At 49.2% G+C, this 22,616-nt stretch carries 20 protein-coding genes; 9 read left to right on the plus strand and 11 right to left on the minus strand.

Annotated features, from left to right (window positions below; translation table 11 throughout):
• Positions 1-305 precede the first annotated feature (305 nt).
• The 5 genes from DCW36_RS22030 to pheT form a co-directional block, all read right to left on the minus strand.
• Entirely contained in the window at positions 306-950 is a 645-nt protein-coding gene (locus DCW36_RS22030) for a hypothetical protein (RefSeq protein WP_128397010.1), read from the minus strand.
• A gap of 819 nt (positions 951-1,769) precedes the next feature.
• Positions 1,770-3,368, minus strand: a complete 1,599-nt coding sequence (gene rny / locus DCW36_RS22035) for a ribonuclease Y (RefSeq protein WP_114780698.1) — start codon at positions 3,366-3,368, stop codon at positions 1,770-1,772.
• A gap of 403 nt (positions 3,369-3,771) precedes the next feature.
• The gene (locus tag DCW36_RS22040) at positions 3,772-4,056 is read right to left on the minus strand and encodes a cell division protein ZapA (RefSeq protein WP_114780699.1); all 285 of its coding nucleotides are present in this window, start codon (positions 4,054-4,056) and stop codon (positions 3,772-3,774) included.
• A gap of 92 nt (positions 4,057-4,148) precedes the next feature.
• The gene (locus tag DCW36_RS22045; protein ID WP_114780700.1) at positions 4,149-4,445 is read right to left on the minus strand and encodes a hypothetical protein; all 297 of its coding nucleotides are present in this window, start codon (positions 4,443-4,445) and stop codon (positions 4,149-4,151) included.
• 2 nt (positions 4,446-4,447) lie between these two features.
• A complete protein-coding gene (gene pheT, locus DCW36_RS22050) occupies positions 4,448-6,865 on the minus strand; it encodes a phenylalanine--tRNA ligase subunit beta (RefSeq protein WP_114780701.1) in 2,418 nt (805 codons plus the stop codon).
• A 392-nt stretch (positions 6,866-7,257) separates the two neighbouring features.
• Between pheT and DCW36_RS22055 the strand changes: the two genes are divergently transcribed.
• Positions 7,258-8,037, plus strand: a complete 780-nt coding sequence (locus tag DCW36_RS22055; RefSeq protein ID WP_114780702.1) for a hypothetical protein — start codon at positions 7,258-7,260, stop codon at positions 8,035-8,037.
• 73 nt (positions 8,038-8,110) lie between these two features.
• Here the strand turns inward: DCW36_RS22055 and DCW36_RS22060 are convergent, their stop codons facing one another.
• Positions 8,111-8,725, minus strand: a complete 615-nt coding sequence (locus DCW36_RS22060; RefSeq protein WP_114780703.1) for a DUF1684 domain-containing protein — start codon at positions 8,723-8,725, stop codon at positions 8,111-8,113.
• A gap of 124 nt (positions 8,726-8,849) precedes the next feature.
• Here DCW36_RS22060 and DCW36_RS22065 point away from each other — a divergent pair, with 124 nt between their 5' ends.
• From DCW36_RS22065 to DCW36_RS22080, 4 genes are all read left to right on the plus strand, one after another.
• The gene (locus DCW36_RS22065) at positions 8,850-9,134 is read left to right on the plus strand and encodes a hypothetical protein (protein ID WP_125185272.1); all 285 of its coding nucleotides are present in this window, start codon (positions 8,850-8,852) and stop codon (positions 9,132-9,134) included.
• A 119-nt stretch (positions 9,135-9,253) separates the two neighbouring features.
• Positions 9,254-9,700 (plus strand): hypothetical protein, encoded by a 447-nt coding sequence (locus DCW36_RS22070; protein WP_114780705.1) that lies wholly within the window; start codon positions 9,254-9,256, stop codon positions 9,698-9,700.
• A gap of 164 nt (positions 9,701-9,864) precedes the next feature.
• On the plus strand, positions 9,865-11,697 hold the full coding sequence (locus tag DCW36_RS22075) for a pyruvate kinase (protein ID WP_114780706.1): 1,833 nt from the start codon (positions 9,865-9,867) through the stop codon (positions 11,695-11,697).
• 294 nt (positions 11,698-11,991) lie between these two features.
• The gene (locus DCW36_RS22080) at positions 11,992-14,718 is read left to right on the plus strand and encodes a TonB-dependent receptor plug domain-containing protein (protein WP_114780707.1); all 2,727 of its coding nucleotides are present in this window, start codon (positions 11,992-11,994) and stop codon (positions 14,716-14,718) included.
• A gap of 115 nt (positions 14,719-14,833) precedes the next feature.
• Here the strand turns inward: DCW36_RS22080 and DCW36_RS22085 are convergent, their stop codons facing one another.
• Together DCW36_RS22085 and DCW36_RS22090 are read right to left on the minus strand one after the other, a co-directional pair.
• Positions 14,834-15,400 (minus strand): CHRD domain-containing protein, encoded by a 567-nt coding sequence (locus DCW36_RS22085; protein ID WP_240676275.1) that lies wholly within the window; start codon positions 15,398-15,400, stop codon positions 14,834-14,836.
• Positions 15,401-15,863: 463 nt separating this feature from the next.
• The gene (locus DCW36_RS22090) at positions 15,864-16,925 is read right to left on the minus strand and encodes a Gfo/Idh/MocA family oxidoreductase (RefSeq protein ID WP_114780708.1); all 1,062 of its coding nucleotides are present in this window, start codon (positions 16,923-16,925) and stop codon (positions 15,864-15,866) included.
• Between the two features lie 277 nt (positions 16,926-17,202).
• Here DCW36_RS22090 and DCW36_RS22095 point away from each other — a divergent pair, with 277 nt between their 5' ends.
• Positions 17,203-17,646 (plus strand): hypothetical protein, encoded by a 444-nt coding sequence (locus DCW36_RS22095; RefSeq protein ID WP_114780709.1) that lies wholly within the window; start codon positions 17,203-17,205, stop codon positions 17,644-17,646.
• Between the two features lie 125 nt (positions 17,647-17,771).
• Here the strand turns inward: DCW36_RS22095 and DCW36_RS22100 are convergent, their stop codons facing one another.
• Positions 17,772-18,626: an alpha/beta fold hydrolase gene (locus tag DCW36_RS22100; protein WP_114780710.1), complete on the minus strand. Its 855-nt coding sequence runs from the start codon at positions 18,624-18,626 to the stop codon at positions 17,772-17,774.
• A 210-nt stretch (positions 18,627-18,836) separates the two neighbouring features.
• Here DCW36_RS22100 and DCW36_RS22105 point away from each other — a divergent pair, with 210 nt between their 5' ends.
• Together DCW36_RS22105 and DCW36_RS22110 are read left to right on the plus strand one after the other, a co-directional pair.
• Positions 18,837-19,292: a DoxX family protein gene (locus DCW36_RS22105; protein ID WP_114780711.1), complete on the plus strand. Its 456-nt coding sequence runs from the start codon at positions 18,837-18,839 to the stop codon at positions 19,290-19,292.
• A gap of 106 nt (positions 19,293-19,398) precedes the next feature.
• Positions 19,399-19,602, plus strand: coding sequence for a YwbE family protein (locus tag DCW36_RS22110; protein ID WP_114780712.1), 204 nt, complete (start codon positions 19,399-19,401; stop codon positions 19,600-19,602).
• 57 nt (positions 19,603-19,659) lie between these two features.
• Here the strand turns inward: DCW36_RS22110 and DCW36_RS22115 are convergent, their stop codons facing one another.
• Positions 19,660-20,040: a four helix bundle protein gene (locus tag DCW36_RS22115; RefSeq protein WP_317127261.1), complete on the minus strand. Its 381-nt coding sequence runs from the start codon at positions 20,038-20,040 to the stop codon at positions 19,660-19,662.
• 35 nt (positions 20,041-20,075) lie between these two features.
• Positions 20,076-20,804, minus strand: a complete 729-nt coding sequence (gene radC / locus DCW36_RS22120; protein WP_240676277.1) for a RadC family protein — start codon at positions 20,802-20,804, stop codon at positions 20,076-20,078.
• A 150-nt stretch (positions 20,805-20,954) separates the two neighbouring features.
• Here radC and DCW36_RS22125 point away from each other — a divergent pair, with 150 nt between their 5' ends.
• The gene (locus tag DCW36_RS22125; RefSeq protein WP_114780715.1) at positions 20,955-22,187 is read left to right on the plus strand and encodes a metallophosphoesterase; all 1,233 of its coding nucleotides are present in this window, start codon (positions 20,955-20,957) and stop codon (positions 22,185-22,187) included.
• Positions 22,188-22,616: the final 429 nt, after the last annotated feature.

A 22,616-nucleotide genomic window follows, 5' to 3' on the forward strand; every position in this document is an offset into this window, starting at 1 on the left:
AAGGAACCCATGGAGCCAATACATTTAATATAAATCTTTAAGTATCCATCTTTTATTAATGAACAATAACGGTGCTAGTATATACGACTTGCAAGGCATTAGCCGAAGCATGTAGTATATACAGGGTTAGCACATTTGATTATTAAACTTCTTCTCTCTTTAGAGTTTTAAAGAACACTTATGTTGAACTGACCATCGAACGGTGTTCGGTTTGGCTTTCTCAGGTAATGTATAACCTTAAAAGCTGTACTAAGGACGTTCAAGTTTATTTTTAGCTCGTAATTAATTTGTCGTGATAGCCTTTACTACATGCTAGGTACAATAAAGGGTTCTTCTAATAAAACATCTGAGCGCTTTTTCAGCCCCTCCGGAAGCCGAAACTGATTTAATTTGATAGTGCCTTCAAAAACGTTGGAATAGACTGTATCGCCATTTTGAGCAAGCTTTATTCTTAGCAGTGTCTTGAAACCGCCTACAAAATTAGGGATGCCTAACTTTATGAAGTAACCTGGGGGCAGAAGGAGCATTGGACCTATATATTTTCCCCTTACAAAATCACCGTGCTGAAAATGGGATTTGTTGGCAGAAAAATACTCGATTTGCCTCCAAATCCCTTGCTTATCCTTTGCCTCCACTACAGCCCATAATGTATTGTCATTATCATTAAAATATAATGCTACTGTATCATCTGTAATGTTCTTAATATATACAGGCTTCGCTTCAAATACATCTCTTCTTACATAAACGGTGTCTAACATTCTATCTGTTCCAAATGCTTCTGAACTAATTGTTGCAGCTGTATCAACATTTACTATAATATTCTTAGTCAGACTTACTAGAAAAGAGCCTTTAGAGTTTGGCTGTGATTCAATCAATCTTTGGTAATTTTTATAATTATACGAGATTAAATTATTACTTACTTCTACAATATTATGCGCTTGATTTGACATCTGAGTGGAATCATAAAAAGGCCCAAAGAAATAAGACACTGTATCCATATCATGAACATTGATCCTATTTTCAAAACTTTTATCAGACCTCTTATTACACGAGCAGGCTAGCAGGCAACTGGTAATCAATAAAAAAATGTTTATCAACATATTGGATAGTATCATACCTGTTCTCCTACTTTAACCTTACTTCATGTTTTTATGATATTGATTATTTTCCTGGCCATCTTCTACTACTTATTCACCAGGCGTTGAAAAAATATAACTCTTATTTTCAGTATAAGCTGAGACAGCAAAGACGAGCAGAGATATAGCAACCCTTTTTCATTTTATGATTTTCATTTGTGCTAACTAAAGTGTAAAAGTAATTACTACGTTTATACTCCCAATATGGGAGGCTAAACGTAATACGACCAAACCTACGGTTTACAAACCTACGCTTATCAGCACTATGTGCGCAGGAAGTTCAGCCGCTTGTTGCAATCTTTTTAACTGGAAACGTATTGCTACGGCAGCCTCGTCTTTTCCTTAATCAAGATAGCAATTAGCTAAAAATTTTACAAGAAGCCTTGTTCTATTCTGCCGGATATACAGCAGGGATAATACTACGCTGAACGTCCTCCAATTAAGAGCAGCAGAGGCTGTGGTGGCAGGCGCAGCAGAACAAAACAACTAAAACAAGCACTATACAGGAAGCGAAAAAAGGCAAGCCAGTTACAAAATACCTCTGCACCTGCCACCACACCCTCTGCTGCTCCCAAAATAAAAGCGCCTGCCGCAAAACTGCAGCAGGCGCTTTTCTATACATATTAACGCTATCTACTTCGCATAACTGATGGCGCGCATCTCCCGGATAACGGTGATTTTAATCTGGCCCGGGTACTGCATTTCCTTCTCGATTTTCTGCGAAATGTCGTACGAAATCTGCGATGCTTTTTCGTCGGTTACGTTATCGGCGTCTACCATTACGCGGAGTTCGCGGCCAGCCTGGATGGCGTAGCACTGGTTAACGCCGTCAAACGAAATAGCGGCTTCTTCGAGTTCTTTCAGACGCTTGATGTACGATTCCATTATCTCGCGACGGGCGCCTGGGCGGGAGCCGGAGATGGCGTCGCAGGCTTGTACCAGCGGCGAAATCATGGCCGTCATTTCTACCTCGTCGTGGTGGGCACCGATGGCGTTGCACACATCCGGATGCTCTTTGTACTTCTTGGCCAGTTCCATACCGATGATAGCGTGCGGCAGTTCCGGCTCGTCAGGGGTTACTTTACCGATGTCGTGCAGCAGACCGGCACGTTTGGCGTGCTTCACGTTCAGGCCAAGTTCGGCTGCCATGGTGGCGCAGAGGTTGGCTACTTCGCGGGAGTGCTGCAGCAGGTTCTGGCCATAAGACGAACGGAAACGCATACGACCCACCATCTTGATCAGCTCGGGGTGCAACCCGTGAATACCCAGATCAATGGCGGTGCGCTCCCCTATCTCCACAATCTCTTCTTCGATGTTCTTTCTCGTTTTGGCGACAACTTCCTCGATGCGGGCAGGGTGGATACGGCCATCTGCTACCAGGCGGTGCAGCGACAGGCGGGCCACCTCGCGGCGTACCGGGTCGAAACCGGAAATAATGATGGCTTCAGGCGTATCATCTACGATAATCTCCACGCCGGTTGCCGCTTCCAGGGCGCGGATGTTACGGCCTTCACGACCAATGATTTTCCCTTTGATGTCGTCGCTCTCGATGTTGAAAACCGATACGCAGTTCTCGATAGCGTGCTCAGCAGCCGTACGCTGAATGGTTTCGATAACGATTTTCTTGGCTTCCTTGGTAGCGGTGAGTTTGGCTTGCGCTACAATGTCTTTAATGTGCGATGAGGCGCGCGACTGTGCTTCGCTTTTCAGGGCCTCCACCAGTTGCTCGCGGGCTTCGGCGGCAGTTAAGCCTGCTATTTTTTCGAGCTGGCCAACCACTTCCTCGTGTTGCTGCTCTACTTCTTCTTTGCGTTTTTTCAGTTGCTCCTGGTGCGCGTGCAGCACTTCCTTCTCCTTCTCGACCTGCGCCAGCAGGGTTTCCTTTTCTTTGTCCAGCTCAGTTTCGCGTCGTTTTACCTGCTCCAGCTGCTTGTTTAAGTGCTGTTCGCGCTGCTTTAGTTTGTTTTCATTCTGAATGATGATGTTCTTCTTCTTGCTTGACTCCTCTTCAAATTCAGATTTCAGCTTCAGGTACTTCTCTTTAGCCTCCAGGATTCGGTCTTTCTTGATGCTCTCGGCATTGAGTTCGGCCTCGCGGATAATGGATTTGGCTTTCTGACGGGCTGCTTCTTCTTTCTCCTGGTTGAGCTTGTGCAGCATGTACCGCCCGATGTACACGCCCACTCCGAGCGCTACAACAGCGGTAAGTAAAATGTAAAGGATATTAGGCATCTCTATAAGCTTTTAGGGTTCTAAAAACAGATAGCAGTTACCTGCAGCAGACAGCATTACAGCTTTAGCAGCTTTTGATTACAGCAACCCGGTTTAAATTTCAGGTCAGGGAAAGCAGAACAAAGAACACCCGGCATAAAGTAAAACACACTACTTCTTTATGCAGTTACCTTTCATTCCCTTTCACTTTACTACTTCAAAATAACCAGACATCTGTGTATAAAGCCATGATTCAAACTAACTTACAAAAGTTAATCAAAGTACCTGTCCTGTTTCCCGAACAGGGCACTTCACCGGCATAAAACCTGCTTCCCGTATCCAAACCTTCACGTAACACGGTTAACTACCTGCTGTGATAAAACCGTCCGGCCGGAAGCCTTTTGTAACTTATACTGAATATAACTTATTTAGCTGACGATAAAAGTTCATCGAGAACATGCAACTTCTGGCTTACCTGAGAAAGCTGCGTGCTTTTCTCTTCGTCCATTTTAAGCTTATCCACCATGGTTTCGAATGCGACCATGGCCAGCAGATCCTGCTTATCCTGGATACCAAACTGTTCTTTAAAAAAGCGTACGCGCTCATTCAGCAGCTTACCCACCATCCGGAGCCTTTCTTCCTCGGCTTCCTTTACCCGCATCGGATACTCGCGTTCCGCAATCCGGATCTTTATCGATAATTCACTCATCCGTGCGTAGTTTTAATGGTTTATGGTGATACAAAAGCCTTCTGCCTGTAAAGTTGCTGAAAAAAGTATGTTGCAGCTGTACATGCACCAAGCTAATCCTGTAAGTAAGCGATACACTTATCGATTTCTCTGATATATTCGTTTAACTTCAGCTTTAATTCTGTCGTGTTTGCAGTATTACCTGCTATTGTTTCTACAATTTTAACAATATTCTCCTGATTTTGAAAATTTTTTATTTGCTGATCCTTCTCTTCCACCAGCGCTTCCAGGAACCTGATCTCTTCTTCCGCCTTTATAAGCCGTTGCTGCACGTCGGCAAAGCGGTTTAAGAGCTTGCGCGTTTTGTCTTCAATTGCCTGTAACTGTTGCAGTTGCTTATCCCTTGACATAATTATTTCCGGATAATGGCTCCAAGTTGCTTTTCAAACTGCTGCATCAGGCGATTCATGGTCGCATCAATCACCTTGTCGGTCAGGGTTTGCTGTTTATCCAGCAAGGTAAAGCTCAGGGCGTAGGCTTTTTTGCCTGCCGCTATCTTATCGCCTTCGTACACATCAAACACATTCACCTCCTGCAGCAGCTTCCGCTCAGTGCGCAGGGCAACCTGCTTCACCTGGTCGAAGGAAATGTTCTTGTCGAGCACCAGCGACAGGTCGCGGCGCACTTCCGGGAACTTCGGCAACTCTTCGGCTACCAGGTGGCTCTTGTATTTTTTGAGCAGGTACTCCCAGTTCAGTTCGGCATACCACACCGGCTCTTTTACTTCCACCTGCTTCGTGACGCCGGGCTTCAGCAAACCGAGCGTGGCAATCACGTTATCGTATTTGTGGTAGACAATCCCCTGACTCAACAGGCTGTCGCCCTCCAGCGGCTTTACCGTGTACTCGGCCATCCGCAGCTTCGTGAGCACATTCTGCACCACGCCGGCCAGGTCGTGAAAGGTTACTTTGGCTGCCTGCTGGTTCCAGCTCTCGCTGCTCAGGTTGCCGGTCATGTACATAGCCAGCTTTGTGCTTTCCTGGTACTTGCCTTCTACCTGCTCGTAGGTTTTACCCAGTTCATAAAGCTTCAGGTCGCGCTGACGGCGGTTGATGTTGTGCCGCAACACTTCCAGCCCAGAATACACCATGGACTGGCGCAAGGCATCCAGGTCTTCGCTGTTGTAGTTTACTACCCGCACCAAACCAGCGCCTGCCTCCCCGCCTGCCGTGGCGTAGTATTTTGAGTTGGTGATGGAGTTGGTTATGATCTCATTAAAGCCGTTGGCAGAAATATAATCCAGGATGGTCTGGGTAATCTGCTCCGGGTCGGGTTTCGGGAAATTAGCCAGGAACGCCGCCGACATGTGCTCGCTCACCTCGATGTTGTTGAAGCCGTAAATGCGCAGAATTTCTTCCACCACATCCGACTCCCGCTTCACATCTACTTTAAACGGCGGCACCGACAGCGCCAGGTGCGTTTCCGATTCGCCGGTAATCAGTATTTCCAGGTCTGTCAGGATCGTTTTGATGCGCTCCACGCCAATGTATTTGCCTATGAGGCGGTGCGTGCGGTCGATGTTGAGCGTAACCTCATGGTTCGGGATATGCTCGGGGTAAACATCTACAATCTCGGACGTAACTTCGCCACCGGCTATTTCCTGTATCAGCAGGGCTGCACGCTTCAGGGCGTGCACCACCATGTTCGGATCAGTACCACGCTCAAAGCGGAACGAGGCATCGGTCTTGAGGCCATGTGCCTGCCCGGTTCGGCGTACATAATCCGGGGAGAAGTAAGCGCTTTCGATGAAAACCGCCTTAGTGGCTTCCGTTACGCCAGAGCCTTGTCCGCCAAACACACCGGCGATGCACATGCTTTCCTCGGCATCGCAGATCATCAGGTCGTTGGCTTTGAGTTTGCGCTCCACGCCGTCCAGCGTCACAAAGACTGTCGCTTCGGGCACGGTCTTCACCACGATCTTTCCGCCTTTAATCTTGTCGGCATCGAAGGCGTGCAGCGGCTGCCCCAGCTCGTGCAGCACATAGTTGGTCACGTCTACCACGTTGTTGATAGGCGACAGCCCGATGGCCTTCAGCCTGTTCTGCAGCCAGTCCGGCGAAGGACCTACTTTTACGCCGCTCACCGTTACCCCGGCATAGCGCGGACAAGCCTCGGTGTTTTCCACTTCCACCGCAATGGGGCGGGAGGTGTTGTTTACACGAAAAGTGCTGACATCGGGCACCTGCGCCTGCACTTTCAGGAGCGCCTGCAGGTCGCGGGCCACCCCGAAATGCGAAGCGGCATCGGCCCGGTTTGGCGTAAGCCCAATTTCAAATACTTTATCGGAGGCAAGGCCAAAGTAATCTGCGGCTGGCGAACCGTTGGGCAGGGCTGTGTCAAGCACCATAATACCTTCGTGCGAAGTACCCAGCCCGATTTCATCCTCGGCACAGATCATGCCCTCCGAGGCCACGCCCCTTATTTTCGATTTCTTGATTTTAAAAGCTTCGCCGCCCGCCGGGTAGAGCGTACTGTTTACGGTAGCTACCACCACTTTCTGTCCTGCTGCTACATTGGGCGCACCGCAAACAATCTGGCTGGGCGTAGCTTCCCCGATGTCTACCGTGGTCACGCTCAGGCGATCCGCGTCCGGGTGGCGTTCGCAGGTAAGCACCTCTCCTATCACGATACCCTTTAAGCCGCCTTCTACCACATCAAAATTATGAATACCTTCTACCTCCAGTCCTGCACCTGTCAGCAAGGCACCCACTTCTTCTGCCGTTTTGTCTATATGAATAAGTTGTTTCAGCCAGTCGAATGAAATCAGCATATATAATGTGTCTTGGTTTTTCCGTATAGCCTCAGCCGCTGAAGCTAATTTTCCCAAAATTAAGGATAATTCTGTTACGGGAGGAATGACTCGCGGCGGAAAGGCAAAAGATTTAAGAAGAACCCGATCAGTTGCCTGCCTGTCCTGCACGAAGCAAGGCTTACCCGAAACTTGTACTTAACCAACACCGCCATAACCAAACGCCTTTTCCTGCCTGTAAAGCTACCGTTGTTTACAGTAGCAAACCAAGACCCGCACCCGGAAAACCTCTAAAATTTATCCAATTACTATATATCCTCAAGCTAATAAAATAAAAATATTACAATTTTCTCAGCAACTTTTGAATCAAAATCGTAAAACATACTACCATTCACGATTAAATAATATTTGCTATGAAACGATTATTATACTTAACCTATATAGGACTGCTACTTCCATTTGCATTCGCCTGCCAGGAAGAAAATATAGAACCAAACGGACAGATTATAGAAACGTTCAGCGATACATTGGAAGTAAAAACATTGCCCTGCACCGAGTACTCTTTTTTTCATAAAGACTTTGGGAATGTTGCGTTTGGCAATGCGCGGGGCGATGTACTCTTTGTCGGTTTCTCAACTACATTTCCGCAGCAGGCCAGGACGCCCTTGCTTTTTACATACCACCAGGTTGAAGCTGTTGATAACGCATCCTTTTCAGAATATGGGCCAACAATCAAGATCCAGCTAAAACCCGGCACAACCTGCAACCAGGTAGAACAAATGATACAGAAACTGGAGAAACACCATGCGGTTCAGTTTGCACTGCCAGCTGTCAACGATCCGAACGGCTTTTACTCCTGGCTTGGCTTGACAAACGAATTCCTGGTGTTTTTTTTCGGAGATGAAAACCTCCCGCAGTTTGAAGCGCTTGTCAGAAGCACAAATACGAAAATACTGGCACAAGAAAACTTCGATGGGCTTTATTTCTGTAAGCTAAGTGCCGATAAGCATTCACAGGGGAATGTACTTGCCATGTGCACCTTGTTTAATCAACAGGACTATATTTTTGAAGCGGTTCCGAATTATATTTTACAGTTTCCTCCGTTCGGGCCTTTCGCTGCCCAGGCCACCACCACTACTGCAGAAGAGGTAAAAAAGAAAGGACTTTCTGCCCTGAAAAACCCAAACAAATAACCTGCTTCACAGAGAGACAGGAATAACAAAAGCCCGGTAAACGTTAAAACTTACCGGGCTTAATCTTTTTCACCTACTTCTCATACGCCTTCTCCCCCGCCGGAATACTTACCTGCAGGTAATTCTCTTTGGGCGGCACCAGGCACACATATTCTGCATTATACGCGCAGAAGGGGCTGTAGGCGCGGTTAAAATCCAGCACTACGGTTTCAGCATCCTCCTTAAAGGGCACATCCAGGTAGCGGCCGCCACCATACGTTTCGAAGCCGTTGGTTTTGTCGGTAAAAGGTACAAAAAGTGTTTCTTCGGCTTCTGCTACTTTTTTATACAGCGTCAGTTGCAGGGGCTGGCCCTCCAGCTCGAAACTGGCAAGCGCATAGCGCAGGTACGCCTCGGTGCTGCCGTTGGTCATGGGCATCTGCAGCGTATCCTGCTTGTCCAGCACCTCCACATCGGCTTTCACACGGTAGTCGGGTTTTGGCTCGTAGTACGCCAGGCGCTTAAACGCCCTCCGTTCTGCATCCTCCAGCGGACTGTTCTCCCTGCTCCTGAACGAGAGGTCTTTGTCTTCCCGCTCCTTCAGCAAAGGCTTTGTGTAGTTCTCTTCGTTAAAAAAAGACTCCTTTACAAAGTAAAACAGCACCAGTACGATGCCTGCATATATCACAAGTTTAATGGGTCGTTGCATGTGTTCAGCTAATTTGCCGTAAAGTTCGGAAAAATAGGCGAGAAAGGATTACCCCAACCAGTCCGACCGCAGGAAAAGCAAAGCCAAAGACCTGGGCGGCGATATTTTTATTCATGGCGCCTGCATGACCATTGGCTGCCTGCCCATGACCGACGACAAAATAAAAGAGCTCTACCTGTATGCCGTACTGGCCAGGCAAAGCGGGCAGCAGCACATCCCGGTTTACATTTTTCCGTTCAAAATGACGGATGCCAACATGAAATTATATAAATTGAAGTACGAACATAAAAAGGAGTTGCTCACCTTCTGGAACAACCTGAAAACCGGCTATGATAAATTTGCCAGCACGCGAAGAGAGCTAAATGTAACAGTAGATAAAACTGGAAACTATGGTTTTGAGATTTGTTAGTAACGCAACCAACACCTACTATGCATAAACGTGCAACATGGCTAACGATTAGCTTGACAACGCTGTTGGCAGTAGTGCTTTCAGGTTGCCAGGCTATAATAGCAGGAGTTGCAAAAGAAATGGCCAAGTCCACTAATCCTGTACTTTGGGAAATTCAGTTCCTGACAACATTCATCCGGACAGAAACAGGACAATGGCCAAAAGACAGCACCTCTTACATAATAGCAACCGGCGACAGCACCAACATGCTTTTCGCTGAGTTCAATAAAATTGACTTCCATCTTCTGAATGATACCCTGCTGATTACCTACCTGCTTAAGCCAAAAGCAGAACGGCCCGCGCATACTACTTCGTTTAAAATGGAATTTTTAGATACCGGGACAACGGTAAAAGACACACTGGCATTTAACATCTTCAGTAACGTCCAGCTACGGGAAAAACCAGTACACTTTAGCGTCAACGAAGGTAGGCTCACCTTTTTCGAAGCTGCCGACGATTCGCTTATCATTATACACGAATACGCAACGGGCACAGCAAAAACGAGCATTGCAAAAAAAGCCTGCTAACGGTTAACTTTGGCAGGCAGAACTCGGGGCTTGTAAAAAATAAGCTTCTGCAGCTTCTGCAGCTCCCACCACACCCACTGCTCCTCCTGCAATTTATTCCCCGAACCTGTAACCCTACTTCCGCTGCACCAGTTTGAAAGAGTGCACCTGTACACAACACGACCATGCAGCCAGACAAAAAAAAGCTGGACGAATTGATTACCCAGCTTGAAACCCTGCAAGACGAAGCAAAGCTTCTGGAGAAAAAATTTGCAGCCGTCATCAAAAAAACCCACCCTTCGTTCCGGAAAAGCGCCCGTAACCTGCTGCACTACCTGGCGCTGCGCAAACACGACATCAGGGCATTGCAGGAAAGCCTGGCAGAGTTGGGGCTGTCTTCGCTGGGTAGGGCCGAAGGCCATGTGATGGCCAGTCTGCAGGCTGTTTACCATAATTTAGCCTTCCTGAAAGCACCGCAAAAACGGAATTCCAACAACAACGCATCGTTCCGGGAAAGCAGGGAACTATTAGCCAAAAACACACAGGCCCTGCTCGGACCTAAGCCCGAAAAGCGGCATACACGCATTATGGTTACCTGCTCCAGCGAATTTGCCACCAATTACGACCTTATCTGCCGGTTGCTGAAAGCCGGTATGGATTGCGCCCGCATCAACTGCGCCCACGACGACCAGGAAACCTGGGCCAGCATGATCAAAAACATCCGGCAGGCAGAAAAAGAAATGAAGGTGCCCTGCAAAATACTCATGGACCTGATGGGCCCCAAACTACGCACCGGCCCGCTGGCGCCCGGCCCCAAACTTGTGGTCATTCAGCCTGTAAAGGACCTGCTGGGAAAAACCAGTTCACCTGCCAAAGTCTGGCTGGCTCCCGCCAATGCTGCCCCGCCTTTACCCCTCGATGCCGCCTTACCACTTCCCGCTGCCTGGCTGGCACAGCTCCAGGAAGGCGACAAGCTAACCTTTAAAGATACACGCGGCCGCAAACGCTCGCTCACCATTGTGCGAAAAGAAAAAGACGGGCTGATCGCGCACCTGTTCAAGACCTCGTACATTGCTACCGGCACCCAGCTTTTCCTGAAAGACGAAGCAGCCACCAAACGGTTCACGACAGTCGGGGAGCTGTCGCCCATCGTACTGCCTATCCTCCTCAAACAAGGCGACTTCCTGGAACTGACCCGTGAACCCATACCCGGCGAGCCCGCCCTGTACGATGCCTCAGGCCATACTGTTAAATCGGCGCATATCTCCTGCACCTTGCCGGAAGTTTTCTCGCTGGTAAAGGCTAATGAAACCATCCTGTTCGACGACGGCAAAATTGAAGGTGTTATAGACAAGGTGCGGAAAAACTCCCTGCTGATAAAAATCACCAACGCCCGTGCCAAAGGGAGCAAGCTGCGGGCCGATGCCGGCATTAATTTACCCGAAAGCAAACTCGCCCTGGAAGGCCTGACTGAAAAAGACAAAGAAGACGTCGCCTTTATCTGCAGGCATGCCGATATCGTCAACCTGTCGTTCGTTAACGACACCTCCACCGTAGAGGCGCTGCAAGCGGAACTAGCCCGGCTGAAAGCAAAGAAACTCGCCATCATGCTCAAGATCGAAACCAAAGAAGGCTTTAAAAACCTGCCCCGCCTGCTGCTGGCGTCCATGCAAAGCTACCCGGCCGGCATCATGATTGCCCGCGGGGACCTGGCGGTGGAATGCGGCTGGCAGCGGTTGGCCGAAGTGCAGGAAGAAATACTGTGGCTCTGCGAGGCGGCGCACATGCCCGTGGTGTGGGCCACGCAGGTACTGGAGAGCCTGGCCAAAAAAGGTCGCCCGTCCCGCGCCGAAATCACCGATGCCGCCATGTCGCAGCGTGCCGACTGTGTGATGCTCAATAAAGGGCCTTTCGTGATCCAGGCCATCGAGCTGCTGGACGAGATCCTGCAGCGGATGCAGGAGCACCAGAACAAAAAAACATCCATGCTCCGCAGCCTGCACGTGTCGGATATGTAACTACCCGGGTGCTGCAGGCAAAGGGTAGCGCTTTTCCTCTTTCCAAACACGCAAATAGTTCTGCTGCTCCAGCCACCACAGCCTCAGCTCCTGCTCAGGAGCACTCCACCGGCAAGCAAAACTATTTTTTCTGTAGTTAAACCATTTTGCAAATGCGCCATCCAAGAGTTCAAAACTTATTTAATATATTGCTAAGCTAAAGCAGGTACGGGCGCATACGCAGTACAGGTTTACAGGCTGGCACTTACACACAAGTCCAGGTCAGTTTTAATCATTGATGCTCCGAACCACTTCATGAAAAAGTTAAAGGTACTTTTACTGCTGCTGTCCTTTTCTGCGCTGACTTTTGCTTTTAGAGCAGCTCCCGGCAACGACAACTTTTTTACCACCATTGCCTTTAAGCTCTACGAGTTTTACGCCAAATACCCGCAGGAGAAAATTTACCTGCACCACGACAAAAACCTCTACAGCCTGGGCGAAACCATCTGGTTTAAAACCTACCTGACCCTGGCTCCGTCTGCCGAGGCAGATACCCTGAGCAAAATTGTGTACATCGACCTGGTGAGCCCGGCCAACAAGGTGGTGTTTAACCGGAAACTCCACACGGCAGCAGGCACTGCCCACGGCGACATGTACCTGCCCGATACCCTGGCCGAAGGCACTTACCAGCTACGGGCCTACACCAACTGGATGCGCAACTTCAGCTCCGACTACTTCTTCCGCAGGGAAATAACGATTGTCAACCCCGACGCGGCGGCTGTAAAAGCAGGCATTACCTTCCGCACCCGCCCCCACAGCACCGGCGACTCCATCGTTTCCACGTTAGTTTTTTACCAGCTGCCGTTCGCACCATTGCCTCACCTCAGGCTTAATTTCCAGCTGACCGTAGACGGGAAGAAGCAAAAGAAGCACATCCTCGAAACCGACGAAAAAGGACAGGTACAGTTTGCCGCTAACCTGCCAAAAACAAAAAGCAACACGATGCCTCAGGCGGTTCTACTCGTCGAAGCTGCTACAGGGGGCACGAAGTTCAGCCAGACGTACCAGCTCCCACAGGCCGGCGCTGACCTCGATCTGCAGTTCTTCCCCGAATCAGGCAACTGGCTAACCGGCACCCAAACCCGGCTGGCCTTTAAAGCCATCGGCAGGAGCGGCAAAGGCAAAGACGTGGCAGGCAGCATCTACGACGAAACAGGAAACAAGGTAACTGATTTCAAAAGTGAGCACCTGGGCATGGGGCAGGTCCAACTAACAGCAGAAAAAGGAAAAACATACGAAGCACGCGTAACTCAACCCGATGGCACGGTCTTAACTTTTCCGCTCCCGCAGGCACAGGAAAATGGCGTAAGCCTCAGCCTTGCCCACACGGTAGAAAACGGACTTCAGCTGAAGCTGTTAAACCACCTGGGCAGCAGCACCGACAGCCTTTTTCTGGTAGCCCATGCCCAGGGGAAAATCTTTTATGCAGCCAAGGCGAACCCAAACCGGCAGGAGATTACAGCTTCCCTGCCGCTCAACCGCATACCCGCAGGCCTCGTGTACTTTACCGTTTTCAACAGGGCAGGAAAGCCGCTGGCTGAGCGATTAGCTTTTGTGAACATGCCCGACAAACTGAACGTTGCCATTACCACCAACAAGCAGGTGTACGGGCAGCGTGAGCAGGTAAACATGCAGGTAACGGTAAAAGATGCCGCAGGCAACCCGGTAGCAGGCAACTTTTCGCTGGCCGTCCGCGACAGCCGCAACGCCCCCGAGGCCGCCGCCCTGCACGACGACATCTACACCTACACCTACCTCAGCAGCGAACTGAAGGGGCACATCGAACAGCCCAACTATTACTTCGACACGCGCAACCCCAACGCCATCCCCCACCTCGACCTGCTGCTGCTCACGCAGGGCTGGCGACGCTTTTCCTGGGAGGAGGTGCTGCAGGACAAGCAACCGGCTATCACCCATTTCATCGAGAAGTACATCAGCATTTCGGGTGTCGTCGAAAAGGAATTCGGCAGGAACAAAGAAGCCGGCGTTACCAACCTGAGCATTATTTCCAGCAGTAGTTCGGCTCCTAAAAAAGCGTTTCCTGCCATTTCGGTTGGCCAGACAGCGGCAGATGGCAGCTTTTACATCGGAGGACTGCATTATTACGACACGCTCCAGATGTTTATCCAGGCCCGGACGCCCAAAGGCGGCAAAAACCTCCTCGTTAAACGCAATGTATTTACCTCTCCTGCCACTACCTACTACCCGGAAACAGACACCACGGTGTTTGCAGCCATTCACGAAGCCTACCTCCACAGCATTTCCACCTGGACAAAAGCCGACAAAGCCTTACGCTTAGCATCAGGCGCCATTATGCTGGGCGAAGTAGAAGTAAAAGCAGACAGGGAGAAACCCGACACGCGCCGGCTTCACTCGAAAGATTTTACCGATGCCACTATTAATGTAGCGGCAGATAAAGTGGTACGGGGCAGTATTTTAGAGTACCTGGTAGGTGTAGCCGGCGTGCAGGTGAGCGGCGCAGGCCTGAACACGACAGTATCGATCAGAGGGGGCGGTACGCCTACCTTTATCCTGGATGGCATGCAGGTTGACCTGGAGTTTATTCAATCGCTTCCGCCCACGGATGTAGAAACGATAGAACTGCTGAAGGGCGCCAATGCCTCGGTTTACGGGGGCGCAAACGGCGCTATCGTTATTTTCACGAAACGCGGCAACCCCAACTACGACTATTCGAACGAACCGGCCAGCGGCACCATCTCGTTCAGGCTGCCGGGCTACAACAAAGCCAGCGAATTTTACGTGCCCCGCTACGATGTGCCGGACGAGCGCCACAACCTGCCCGATTTCCGTAACACACTGCACTGGCAGCCCACCCTCACCACCAACGCCGAAGGCAAAGCCGAACTCAGCTTCTTCACCTCCGACGACGTTACCAGCTTTACCGCCACCTGCGAAGGTTTTACAGGACAGGGTGCCGTGGGTGCCGCAGAACATTCTTTTAAGGTGGCGCAGAAGCGGTAGTCCCCGGAAAAACAGTGATTTAACATAAAGAGCAGCAACAGCAGAAAACACCTGCTGTTGCTGCTCTTTTACCTGTTGCTCAGCCTCAAATCTTTTGTCAGGGAAGATTACAGCGTTATTTGATCTGTCCGCGAATCTCCCCGCCGGGAAGCTGGAGGGTATGCACATTCACGTACGTATCGCCAGCCGTCATGTGTAGTAACAAGTCTTCCAGCGACAAGCCGGCCAGGGGGCCAACCAGGTCGGCACTGGTAATGACGCCTGTAGCCAGCACACCACTCGATCTGCCGGGAATCAGCATGGCTGGCGGTCCGGAAGGATACAGCCATACCACAATCGGTCCATTTTCTCCCACAGGAGCACTATGAATGTGTGCCTGCAGAACATTCTGTATGTTGGCAACGATTAGTTTATAATGCAGTTCGGTTCCGTCTTTACTCAGCTGAAATATAGCATTGCCGCTTGCCTTCGAGTTATTAGGTGTAGCTTCCTGGCTCCCATCCATTGGCGCCACAAACACCCCCGGGTAATCGGGTTTCGCAAACGAGCCCAACTGTGAGCTCAACTTTGTTATAACGGGCTCCGGCGCAGTGTCTGTATCACAGCCGGTTATGGCGAAAGGCGAAAAAAAAGAAACCAGTACCAGAAGCTTTAGTCCGGCAGGAAAAATAAAGTTTTTCATAGCGTTGGAAAGGAGTTAAAGTTAGTTTTGAGATAGGGAAACCGAAAATGCAAGCAGCAACGGAACACCAGCAAATCTCCTGCTTCTGTTGTTATCACATCATGCAGGAACAATTACTTGCTGTACTGGAAGCTGTTCCCTGGTGGCAGGAAACAAACAGATGAATTTCAGACGACATCAAATTTGATGCGCTGTTATATATTAGCCTTATATGATATAAAAACTTTTACGTTCGCTGCTGTTATTTGCTGTTATCAGTTGCCAGTCAGGTAGTAAAAATTTGTAAACAATATTAAATTGACAGGGAAGCCAGTTTTTGGAAGTGTAAAATTTTGATGTGCTTTTAACCTGAAGCATACTAGCCAGGCACGTTCTATTTATTTCAAACAACACCACAGGAAAGTGCAGCAGCTGCCACCACAGCCACTGCTCCTTACCCATCAGGATATTCCGCAGAAAAAGATTACCCAAACTTCAAAGTCCGTTTTTCCTGGCTGCTTTGTAGTGCCAGTTCCAGCACCCGGATAGCATTACGTGCCTGTTCGGGCTTTACCTCCAGTTCTGCTTCGCCGGTTAGGGCTTTGTACACATTTTCATACAGCCCCCGGTAATCGCCGTGTTCGCTTTCTATTTTACCGATAACATGCAAGCCGTTGTGGGTGGTGTTAATCCTGCCCCAGATCTCCTCCGGTTCCACTCCCCAGGCCGGCAGATCTTTTGGGCCAATGCCTGCTTTAAGAGTTTCTTCCTGCACATCGAGGCCATACTTCAGGAAAGACCCCTGGTCGCCGAGCAAGGTATACCGTGGCCCCACTTCCCGCACCAGCATGCCGGACCGCAGCGTAACCGTCAGGCGGGGGTAGTGCAGCAGCAGTTTAAAATTATCGATTACTTTACTGCCCTCCCGCTGAATGCGCACCATGCCGGTAACTTCGTCGGGTAAGCCAAAGAGGCAGAGCGCCTGGTCCACCAGGTGTACGCCCAGGTCATAGAGCACACCCGTACCCGGCAGATTTTCTTCTTTCCAGGTGTTGGGCGTAATGGTGTTCCGGAAGCGGTCGAAATGGGCCTCGTACTCCACCAGGTTGCCCAGCATGCCGCTCGCCAGTACTTTTTTCACGGTCAGGAAATCGCTGTCCCACCGGCGGTTCTGGTACACGGTAAGCAACCTCTGCTGTTTTTTCGCCAGCTCTATCAGCTCATCGGCCTCAGCTGACGTGCTGGTAAATGGCTTTTCGACCACCACATGTTTTCCGGCCAGCAGGGCAGCTTTGGTTAACTCGTAATGGGTGGGAGTAGCCGAAGCTACTATTACCAGCTCAACAGCTTCATCCCCGAAAATCTCCTCTACCTGGCTCACCACCTGCGCATCCGGGTACCGCGCCCTTAGTATGTTGATGTTCGCTTCGCGCGTTTCCCGTACTTTTACCAGCCTGAACCCCGGCACACTGTCCAGAAAAGGTACCTGAAAAACTCTGCCCGACATACCGAAGCCAATCAAGCCGACATTTATTATCCTGCTCATCGTGTTGTTTTTTACTACTTTATTTGTTTCTTCTCCACAATATAGGATGAAATTTTATTCGGTGTTTACCCGCCTGCCCAGGAACCAGTTCCTGCTGCACCGGATTGACCTGCTGTGACAGCCCGGCCTGTCAAAAACCTTCACCCGTGACAACCAAAAGAAGCAAAATAGGGAGAAAAAATATATCCATCTTCTATATTAATTTTTTTAACAAATAGTTGTATTTTAATACATGGATTTTTATTTTTACACAAAACAACCTTAAAAAATTGCAGCAATGAAAAAGAAGATCAGGCACGTGTTGCTTTTGGGATTGGCAGCGCTGTTGACTGCAAACTTCACCTTTGCCCAAACCAAAGCCATGCTGGTTGGGGTAACGTACAGGACCAGTGATCTTCAAATCTGCAACGGCGACCTGGGCGATTACTATAAACTCCATGTAAACCAATCGCTTACCACCGATATCTTCTTCGAAAATCTGCAGATTGTTAAGATCAGGGATAAAAAAAGCTTTTACCTGCTGGCCAAAGAACAGAACAGCAGCCGCGCCTATGCCTTTGCGCTGGTAAGGCGTGGCAACGGGCTTTACCTGGACCCGCAGGAGCATGTGCAGGTTACTTCTAAAGGCGAAGCTGTATTAGTGTCTTATCTCAAAAACGAAAACAACGACCAAAGCTGCACAGACTGTGTAGAGACTGTGGTGGCATCTGCTAAACTATAAAGACAACCACTGCTGCTTTATTTACGATACGCGCCTGATGTTATCGGGAAAGACACCAGGAGGCTGGGATAAGATTTATCCCAGCCTCCTGGTTTTATTAGCTTACCTTGTCCCAGCCCGTTGTGCTACGGCACTCTGGCTGCTTCCCGTTCTGCCTGGCAGTGTACGATAAACCTTAGAAGGGCAGCATTAAAAAACTCGCTGTTCTCCAGTTGGGGCATATGCCCGGCACCAGGAACTTCTATGGCAGCATCCGTCCATTTAGGTACAGGCAGGGTTTTCAGGTATTCCGGGTTTCCAAATTGGTCATCAGTGCCAGTAACGATAGCAACAGGAATCTGCACCTTGTTCAGAATAGCAACTTCATCTTCGTAATTCCCTTCAGCAATGCATTGCGCCAACGTGCCTCTCACTTTGGGGTCTGTGTTTTGGAAATCAGTTTTAAAAGATTTTGGAATATCATTATACCCGGCAGCAAATAGTGCATTTGCCAGCGTGCTTATCTCTTCATCGTTGGCATCTTCCTTAAAAATAGTTGCCAGTGCAGGATTTGCCTGAAAAGCTTTCTCTACCATAAATGGTTTGGTGGCAACAGCTGTCGTCACGGCCATTATCCCGATACATTTTTCTAAAGCAGGCAGTGCCTCTATCGCTGCATTACCACCTAGCGAATACCCCACCAGCACAAACTCATCAACCGGTAACTGCTGAATCATTTCTGTTATGGCGGCTGCGTATCCGGGTATGGTGTAATCAGTCGCAGGGGAGGCAGAATTGTCGGACGTGCCATGCCCGGGCAGGTCGATAGCGATTAACTGGTAATCCTGCAGCAGCTCGCTCTCGAGCTGCTTTTTCCAGATTTCCCCGGTCATGGAAACGCCAGGAATAAAAATAATAGCCGGTGATTTGCCCGCCCGCTCCGTTACATTAACTTTCAGGTTATGAAACTGGCAGGTTTTTGATGTTAATTCTGTTGCCATAGCTGTTTATTTAAATTCAATTATTTATTAAAATAACTATACTTGAAGCCTAAATTTTAGTTGCCTCTGTTCCAGGACATTTGCCCCGAACCTGCCATATATTTTGCTACTGCTTTTCAACTGCCTATATTTGAGATCGCAGTAATATGACGTTATGCCCCGGTGCAGGTATAAGAAGCAAACCGGGCAAAGCAACAAAACAGCAACAGCATGTTCAGAAAAATAATCAGCACCAACAAGGCAGCAACCACCATCCTGATTCGCCTGATGGTAGGAGCCGTTTTTCTTTCGGAAGGGATTCAGAAGTTTCTTTTTCCGGGAACAAGAGGAGCAGGCCGCTTTGAGAAGATAGGTTTACCCGACCCGGAATTTTTGGGTTATTTTGTTGGCAGTTTCGAAGCGTTATGCGGTTTGCTGCTGCTCATGGGCTTGTTTACCCGCCTGGCCAGTATACCCCTGCTGATCATCATGCTGACGGCCCTTACCACCACCAAAGCTCCGATGCTGGCGACAGATGGTTTCTGGGAAATGCTGCACGCGAGCCGCACCGACTGGTCCATGCTGCTCGGCAGCCTGTTTCTCTTAATTAAAGGTGGTGGACGATGGTCTGCTGACCGGAGCCTGATGCAGCCAAAGCAGCACCTTTTCCGGGAAGCCCATTATTAATTCAGTGGCCCCAAAACAAACAAAAAAGTCTGCTGCACCAGCCACCACAGCCTCACCTGCACCCAAAAAACTGACACGATCAATTCAACCTCAAAACACACCGCAAATGGACGGAAGAAAACGCGCTAACATAAAACCAGGAATGCATGTAGCCATTGTACTGAAAGAGGACCAGCGCACCGGCTACCTGACCAAAGGGTATGTACAGGACATCCTCACCAACTCCCCCACCCACCCCCACGGCATCAAAGTAAGGCTCGAAACCGGCGAGGTAGGAAGGGTGAAGGAAATTTTGGAGTTAGAAAGTTAGAGAGTTTGGGAGGTTGAGAGGTAGAGAGGTAGAGAGGTAGAGAGGTAGAGAGGGGTGTTATTTATTTTTGTATGCTGATTTTCTGGCTGTAGTTAATATGGCAGTTAGTTCGTGCGCTTCCTGTTTTAGGCTTTGAAGACGGCTAGAGGAAATAATACCAGATTCTTCCAATAGTTCCATCCAGAACAGCGACTCGTCAGCTTCTTCCAGCGCAATCCCAATTTTTGCTGCAAATTCAGCTTTTGACCTTGCACGGCATGCAGCCCGATAATTAGCCCCTACAGATGTAGATGAACGAAGCAGTTGCTTACCCAGAATCTGCGCATCTGCCTGTTTTGGCAAAGCCTGAAACAATCGAATAGCACGCAAAGCAAAGTCTTTGGTGCGTTTCTTAAAACCTTCTCCATGACGAAAAAAATAGCAAAAAACAAAAATAATCCCTCTCTACCTCTCTACCTTTCTACCTCCCAAACTTATAAAACTCCTTCATCGGCAAAGCTATAGTAGTCGTTATCGGTAAAGATGATGTGGTCCAGGATGGGGAGGTCGAGGAACTGTCCGGCTTCTTTCATTTTTTTGGTCAGGGCAATATCGGCTGCGCTGGGTTTTATGTTACCCGACGGGTGGTTGTGCACCAGGATGATAGAACTTGCCAGCTGCTCCAGCGCTTTTTTAAAGATGATTTTCGGGTCGGCAACCGTACCGGCCACACCGCCTATGCTGATGCTCTCTTTCCGCATCACCACGTTGGCCCGGTTTAGTAAAATAACCCAAAACTCCTCGTGGGGCAGGTCGAGCAGTTGCGGCTTAATGTAGTTGTAGATATCGGTGGAACAGGTGATGCGGGTTTTGGCTGCAGCCACAGTCTCTTTACGTCGGCGGCCCAGTTCCAGGGCACTCACAATCGAAATGGCCTTTGCCTCCCCGATACCCGGATGTTTTGTCAGGTCCTTTACCGACAGTTTTGCCAGTTCGTTCAGGTCGTTGCCGACGGCAGCCAGAATAATTTTGCCTACATCTACTGCCGTCAGTTTTGGCGTACCCGAGCCAATCAGGATAGCAATCAGTTCGGCATCGCTCAGGGCTGCTTTGCCTTTCAGGAGCAGTTTTTCACGGGGCCTGTCCTCTTCCGCCCAGGTTTTAATGTTTAGCGATAATGGCTGGTAACCTACAGTTTCAGCAGCAACAGCTAGTTCTTCCACAACGGTATAATATTTGATAAAGAAACGATGCTAGCAGAAGCTTTTACAACAAAAATTAGTTCAGTAAAAAGGCTGGCTTTTCTTTCACTTAAAATAAATTTTAGCAGCCGGATTTGCTGCATTGAGCTACAAATTCCGGCACCCAAACCTATGCAACGTATGATAACTTTCGGGATAGTGCTTCTGATTCTGTTTTTGCTCGACCTTTACGTATTTCAGGCCGTCAGAACAGTTACCCAGCACATTCCCGCCATTGCCCGGAATATAGTCTACTCTATTTACTGGGCTGTTTTTGCCTTAACGGCAGGCACTTTTATCTTTGCTTCTGCCACGAGAGGCACCCCACCCGATACGCTTAAAGTATACCTGTTCAGCGTGCTGTTCATTATCTTTGCTTCCAAACTGGTAGTAGTCCTTTTCTTATTGGTGGATGACGGGCTCCGGCTTGGGAAATTAGCCTGGAGCACAGCAGGAGGCCAGGTTCCTTACGATGCTTCGCGGCACAAATTCCTGAGCCAGCTGGGGCTGTTGGTAGCAGCCGTACCGTTCACAGCTTTTGTGTATGGCATGGCCAGAGGCGCCTACGATTACCGTGTAAAACGCGTAAAGCTCCGCTTCCCGAACCTGCCGCAGGCTTTCGATGGTTTTAAAATGCTGCAGATTTCCGACCTCCACACCGGCAGCTTTATGTCTACGGCCCCTCTGAAAGAAGCCGTGAAGCTCATCAACAAACAGGAAGCCGACCTGGTGTTTTTTACCGGCGATCTGGTAAATAACACCGCTACCGAAGTAGTCAGCCACATCGACTCCCTGAAAGAGATCAAAGCCAAAGCGGGCGTATTTTCCGTGCTGGGCAACCACGACTACGGCGACTATGTGCGCTGGGAGAGCGCCGAACAGAAACGCAGCAACCTGCAGAACCTGATAGGCGCACACGGCCAGATGGGCTGGCAGCTGCTGATGAACGAACACCGCCTGATTGAAAAGGGTGGTGACCAAATTGCGGTACTAGGGGTAGAAAACTGGGGCAACCGGGCAGGCTTTCCAAAATACGGCGACCTGGACAGGGCCTACAAAGGGGCAGAACAAGCACCTTTTAAAGTGCTGCTCTCGCACGACCCGTCGCACTGGGATGGCGAGATAAACCAGAAATACGAGGACATCGACCTGACCCTCTCCGGCCACACCCATGGCATGCAGTTTGGTGTGAATATACCCGGGTTTAAATGGAGCCCGGTGCAGTACGTGTACAAGCAATGGTCTGGCCTGTACCAGAAAGGGCGCCAGTACCTGTATGTAAACACCGGGCTTGGCTTCCTGGGGTATCCTGGCCGTGTTGGTTTTTTACCGGAGATAACCGTTTTTGAGCTTAAAAGAGGCTAAAAGATTTCGTTATAAGAATGAAGAACCGGCAGGTGCAGGAGGAAACACCCCTGACATCTGTCGGTTCATTTATTTTTAAGGTTGCACTTGTACCTGTTTCATTGTTATAACACGAGATACATTCTTCCCTTTTCTGCCCCCCTTCCATTGCTTTAGCTCCCGCATGAGAGCGCCTTCCCTGCTGTACCAGGCACCCTTGCCTCTTGACCTGGAAAGAACTCCCATCCGAAACTTTACTACCTGCTGAAGCTCCCGTGCTCCTGAAACCGGAGGAGAATTCATTTTACAAATCCAATCTACACCCCTGAATATTAGCTACTTATTATTATAAAAAACTTACAATCGTTCTTAAGAATCACCAAACAGCCGCTTGATTTTTACTTGAAAATAAATGAGAAAATTTTTCATATTTTCCATTGTTCCATTATC

Source organism: Botryobacter ruber (genome assembly GCF_003347595.2).
Classification (GTDB): Bacteria; Bacteroidota; Bacteroidia; order Cytophagales; family Hymenobacteraceae; genus Pontibacter; species Pontibacter ruber_A.

Coding starts and splice junctions, on each gene's coding strand:
- DCW36_RS22080 (WP_114780707.1), top strand. CDS start 11,992: ATGAAAAAGTTAAAGGTACTTTTACTGCTGCTGTCCTTTTCTGCGCTG.
- DCW36_RS22110 (WP_114780712.1), top strand. CDS start 19,399: ATGGACGGAAGAAAACGCGCTAACATAAAACCAGGAATGCATGTAGCC.
- pheT (WP_114780701.1), bottom strand. CDS start 6,865: ATGCTGATTTCATTCGACTGGCTGAAACAACTTATTCATATAGACAAA.
- DCW36_RS22070 (WP_114780705.1), top strand. CDS start 9,254: ATGGCCAAGTCCACTAATCCTGTACTTTGGGAAATTCAGTTCCTGACA.
- DCW36_RS22055 (WP_114780702.1), top strand. CDS start 7,258: ATGAAACGATTATTATACTTAACCTATATAGGACTGCTACTTCCATTT.
- DCW36_RS22095 (WP_114780709.1), top strand. CDS start 17,203: ATGAAAAAGAAGATCAGGCACGTGTTGCTTTTGGGATTGGCAGCGCTG.
- DCW36_RS22030 (WP_128397010.1), bottom strand. CDS start 950: ATGTCAAATCAAGCGCATAATATTGTAGAAGTAAGTAATAATTTAATC.
- DCW36_RS22100 (WP_114780710.1), bottom strand. CDS start 18,626: ATGGCAACAGAATTAACATCAAAAACCTGCCAGTTTCATAACCTGAAA.
- rny (WP_114780698.1), bottom strand. CDS start 3,368: ATGCCTAATATCCTTTACATTTTACTTACCGCTGTTGTAGCGCTCGGA.
- DCW36_RS22085 (WP_240676275.1), bottom strand. CDS start 15,400: ATGAAAAACTTTATTTTTCCTGCCGGACTAAAGCTTCTGGTACTGGTT.
- DCW36_RS22125 (WP_114780715.1), top strand. CDS start 20,955: ATGCAACGTATGATAACTTTCGGGATAGTGCTTCTGATTCTGTTTTTG.
- DCW36_RS22090 (WP_114780708.1), bottom strand. CDS start 16,925: ATGAGCAGGATAATAAATGTCGGCTTGATTGGCTTCGGTATGTCGGGC.
- DCW36_RS22105 (WP_114780711.1), top strand. CDS start 18,837: ATGTTCAGAAAAATAATCAGCACCAACAAGGCAGCAACCACCATCCTG.
- DCW36_RS22040 (WP_114780699.1), bottom strand. CDS start 4,056: ATGAGTGAATTATCGATAAAGATCCGGATTGCGGAACGCGAGTATCCG.
- DCW36_RS22060 (WP_114780703.1), bottom strand. CDS start 8,725: ATGCAACGACCCATTAAACTTGTGATATATGCAGGCATCGTACTGGTG.
- DCW36_RS22075 (WP_114780706.1), top strand. CDS start 9,865: ATGCAGCCAGACAAAAAAAAGCTGGACGAATTGATTACCCAGCTTGAA.
- DCW36_RS22065 (WP_125185272.1), top strand. CDS start 8,850: ATGACCATTGGCTGCCTGCCCATGACCGACGACAAAATAAAAGAGCTC.
- DCW36_RS22045 (WP_114780700.1), bottom strand. CDS start 4,445: ATGTCAAGGGATAAGCAACTGCAACAGTTACAGGCAATTGAAGACAAA.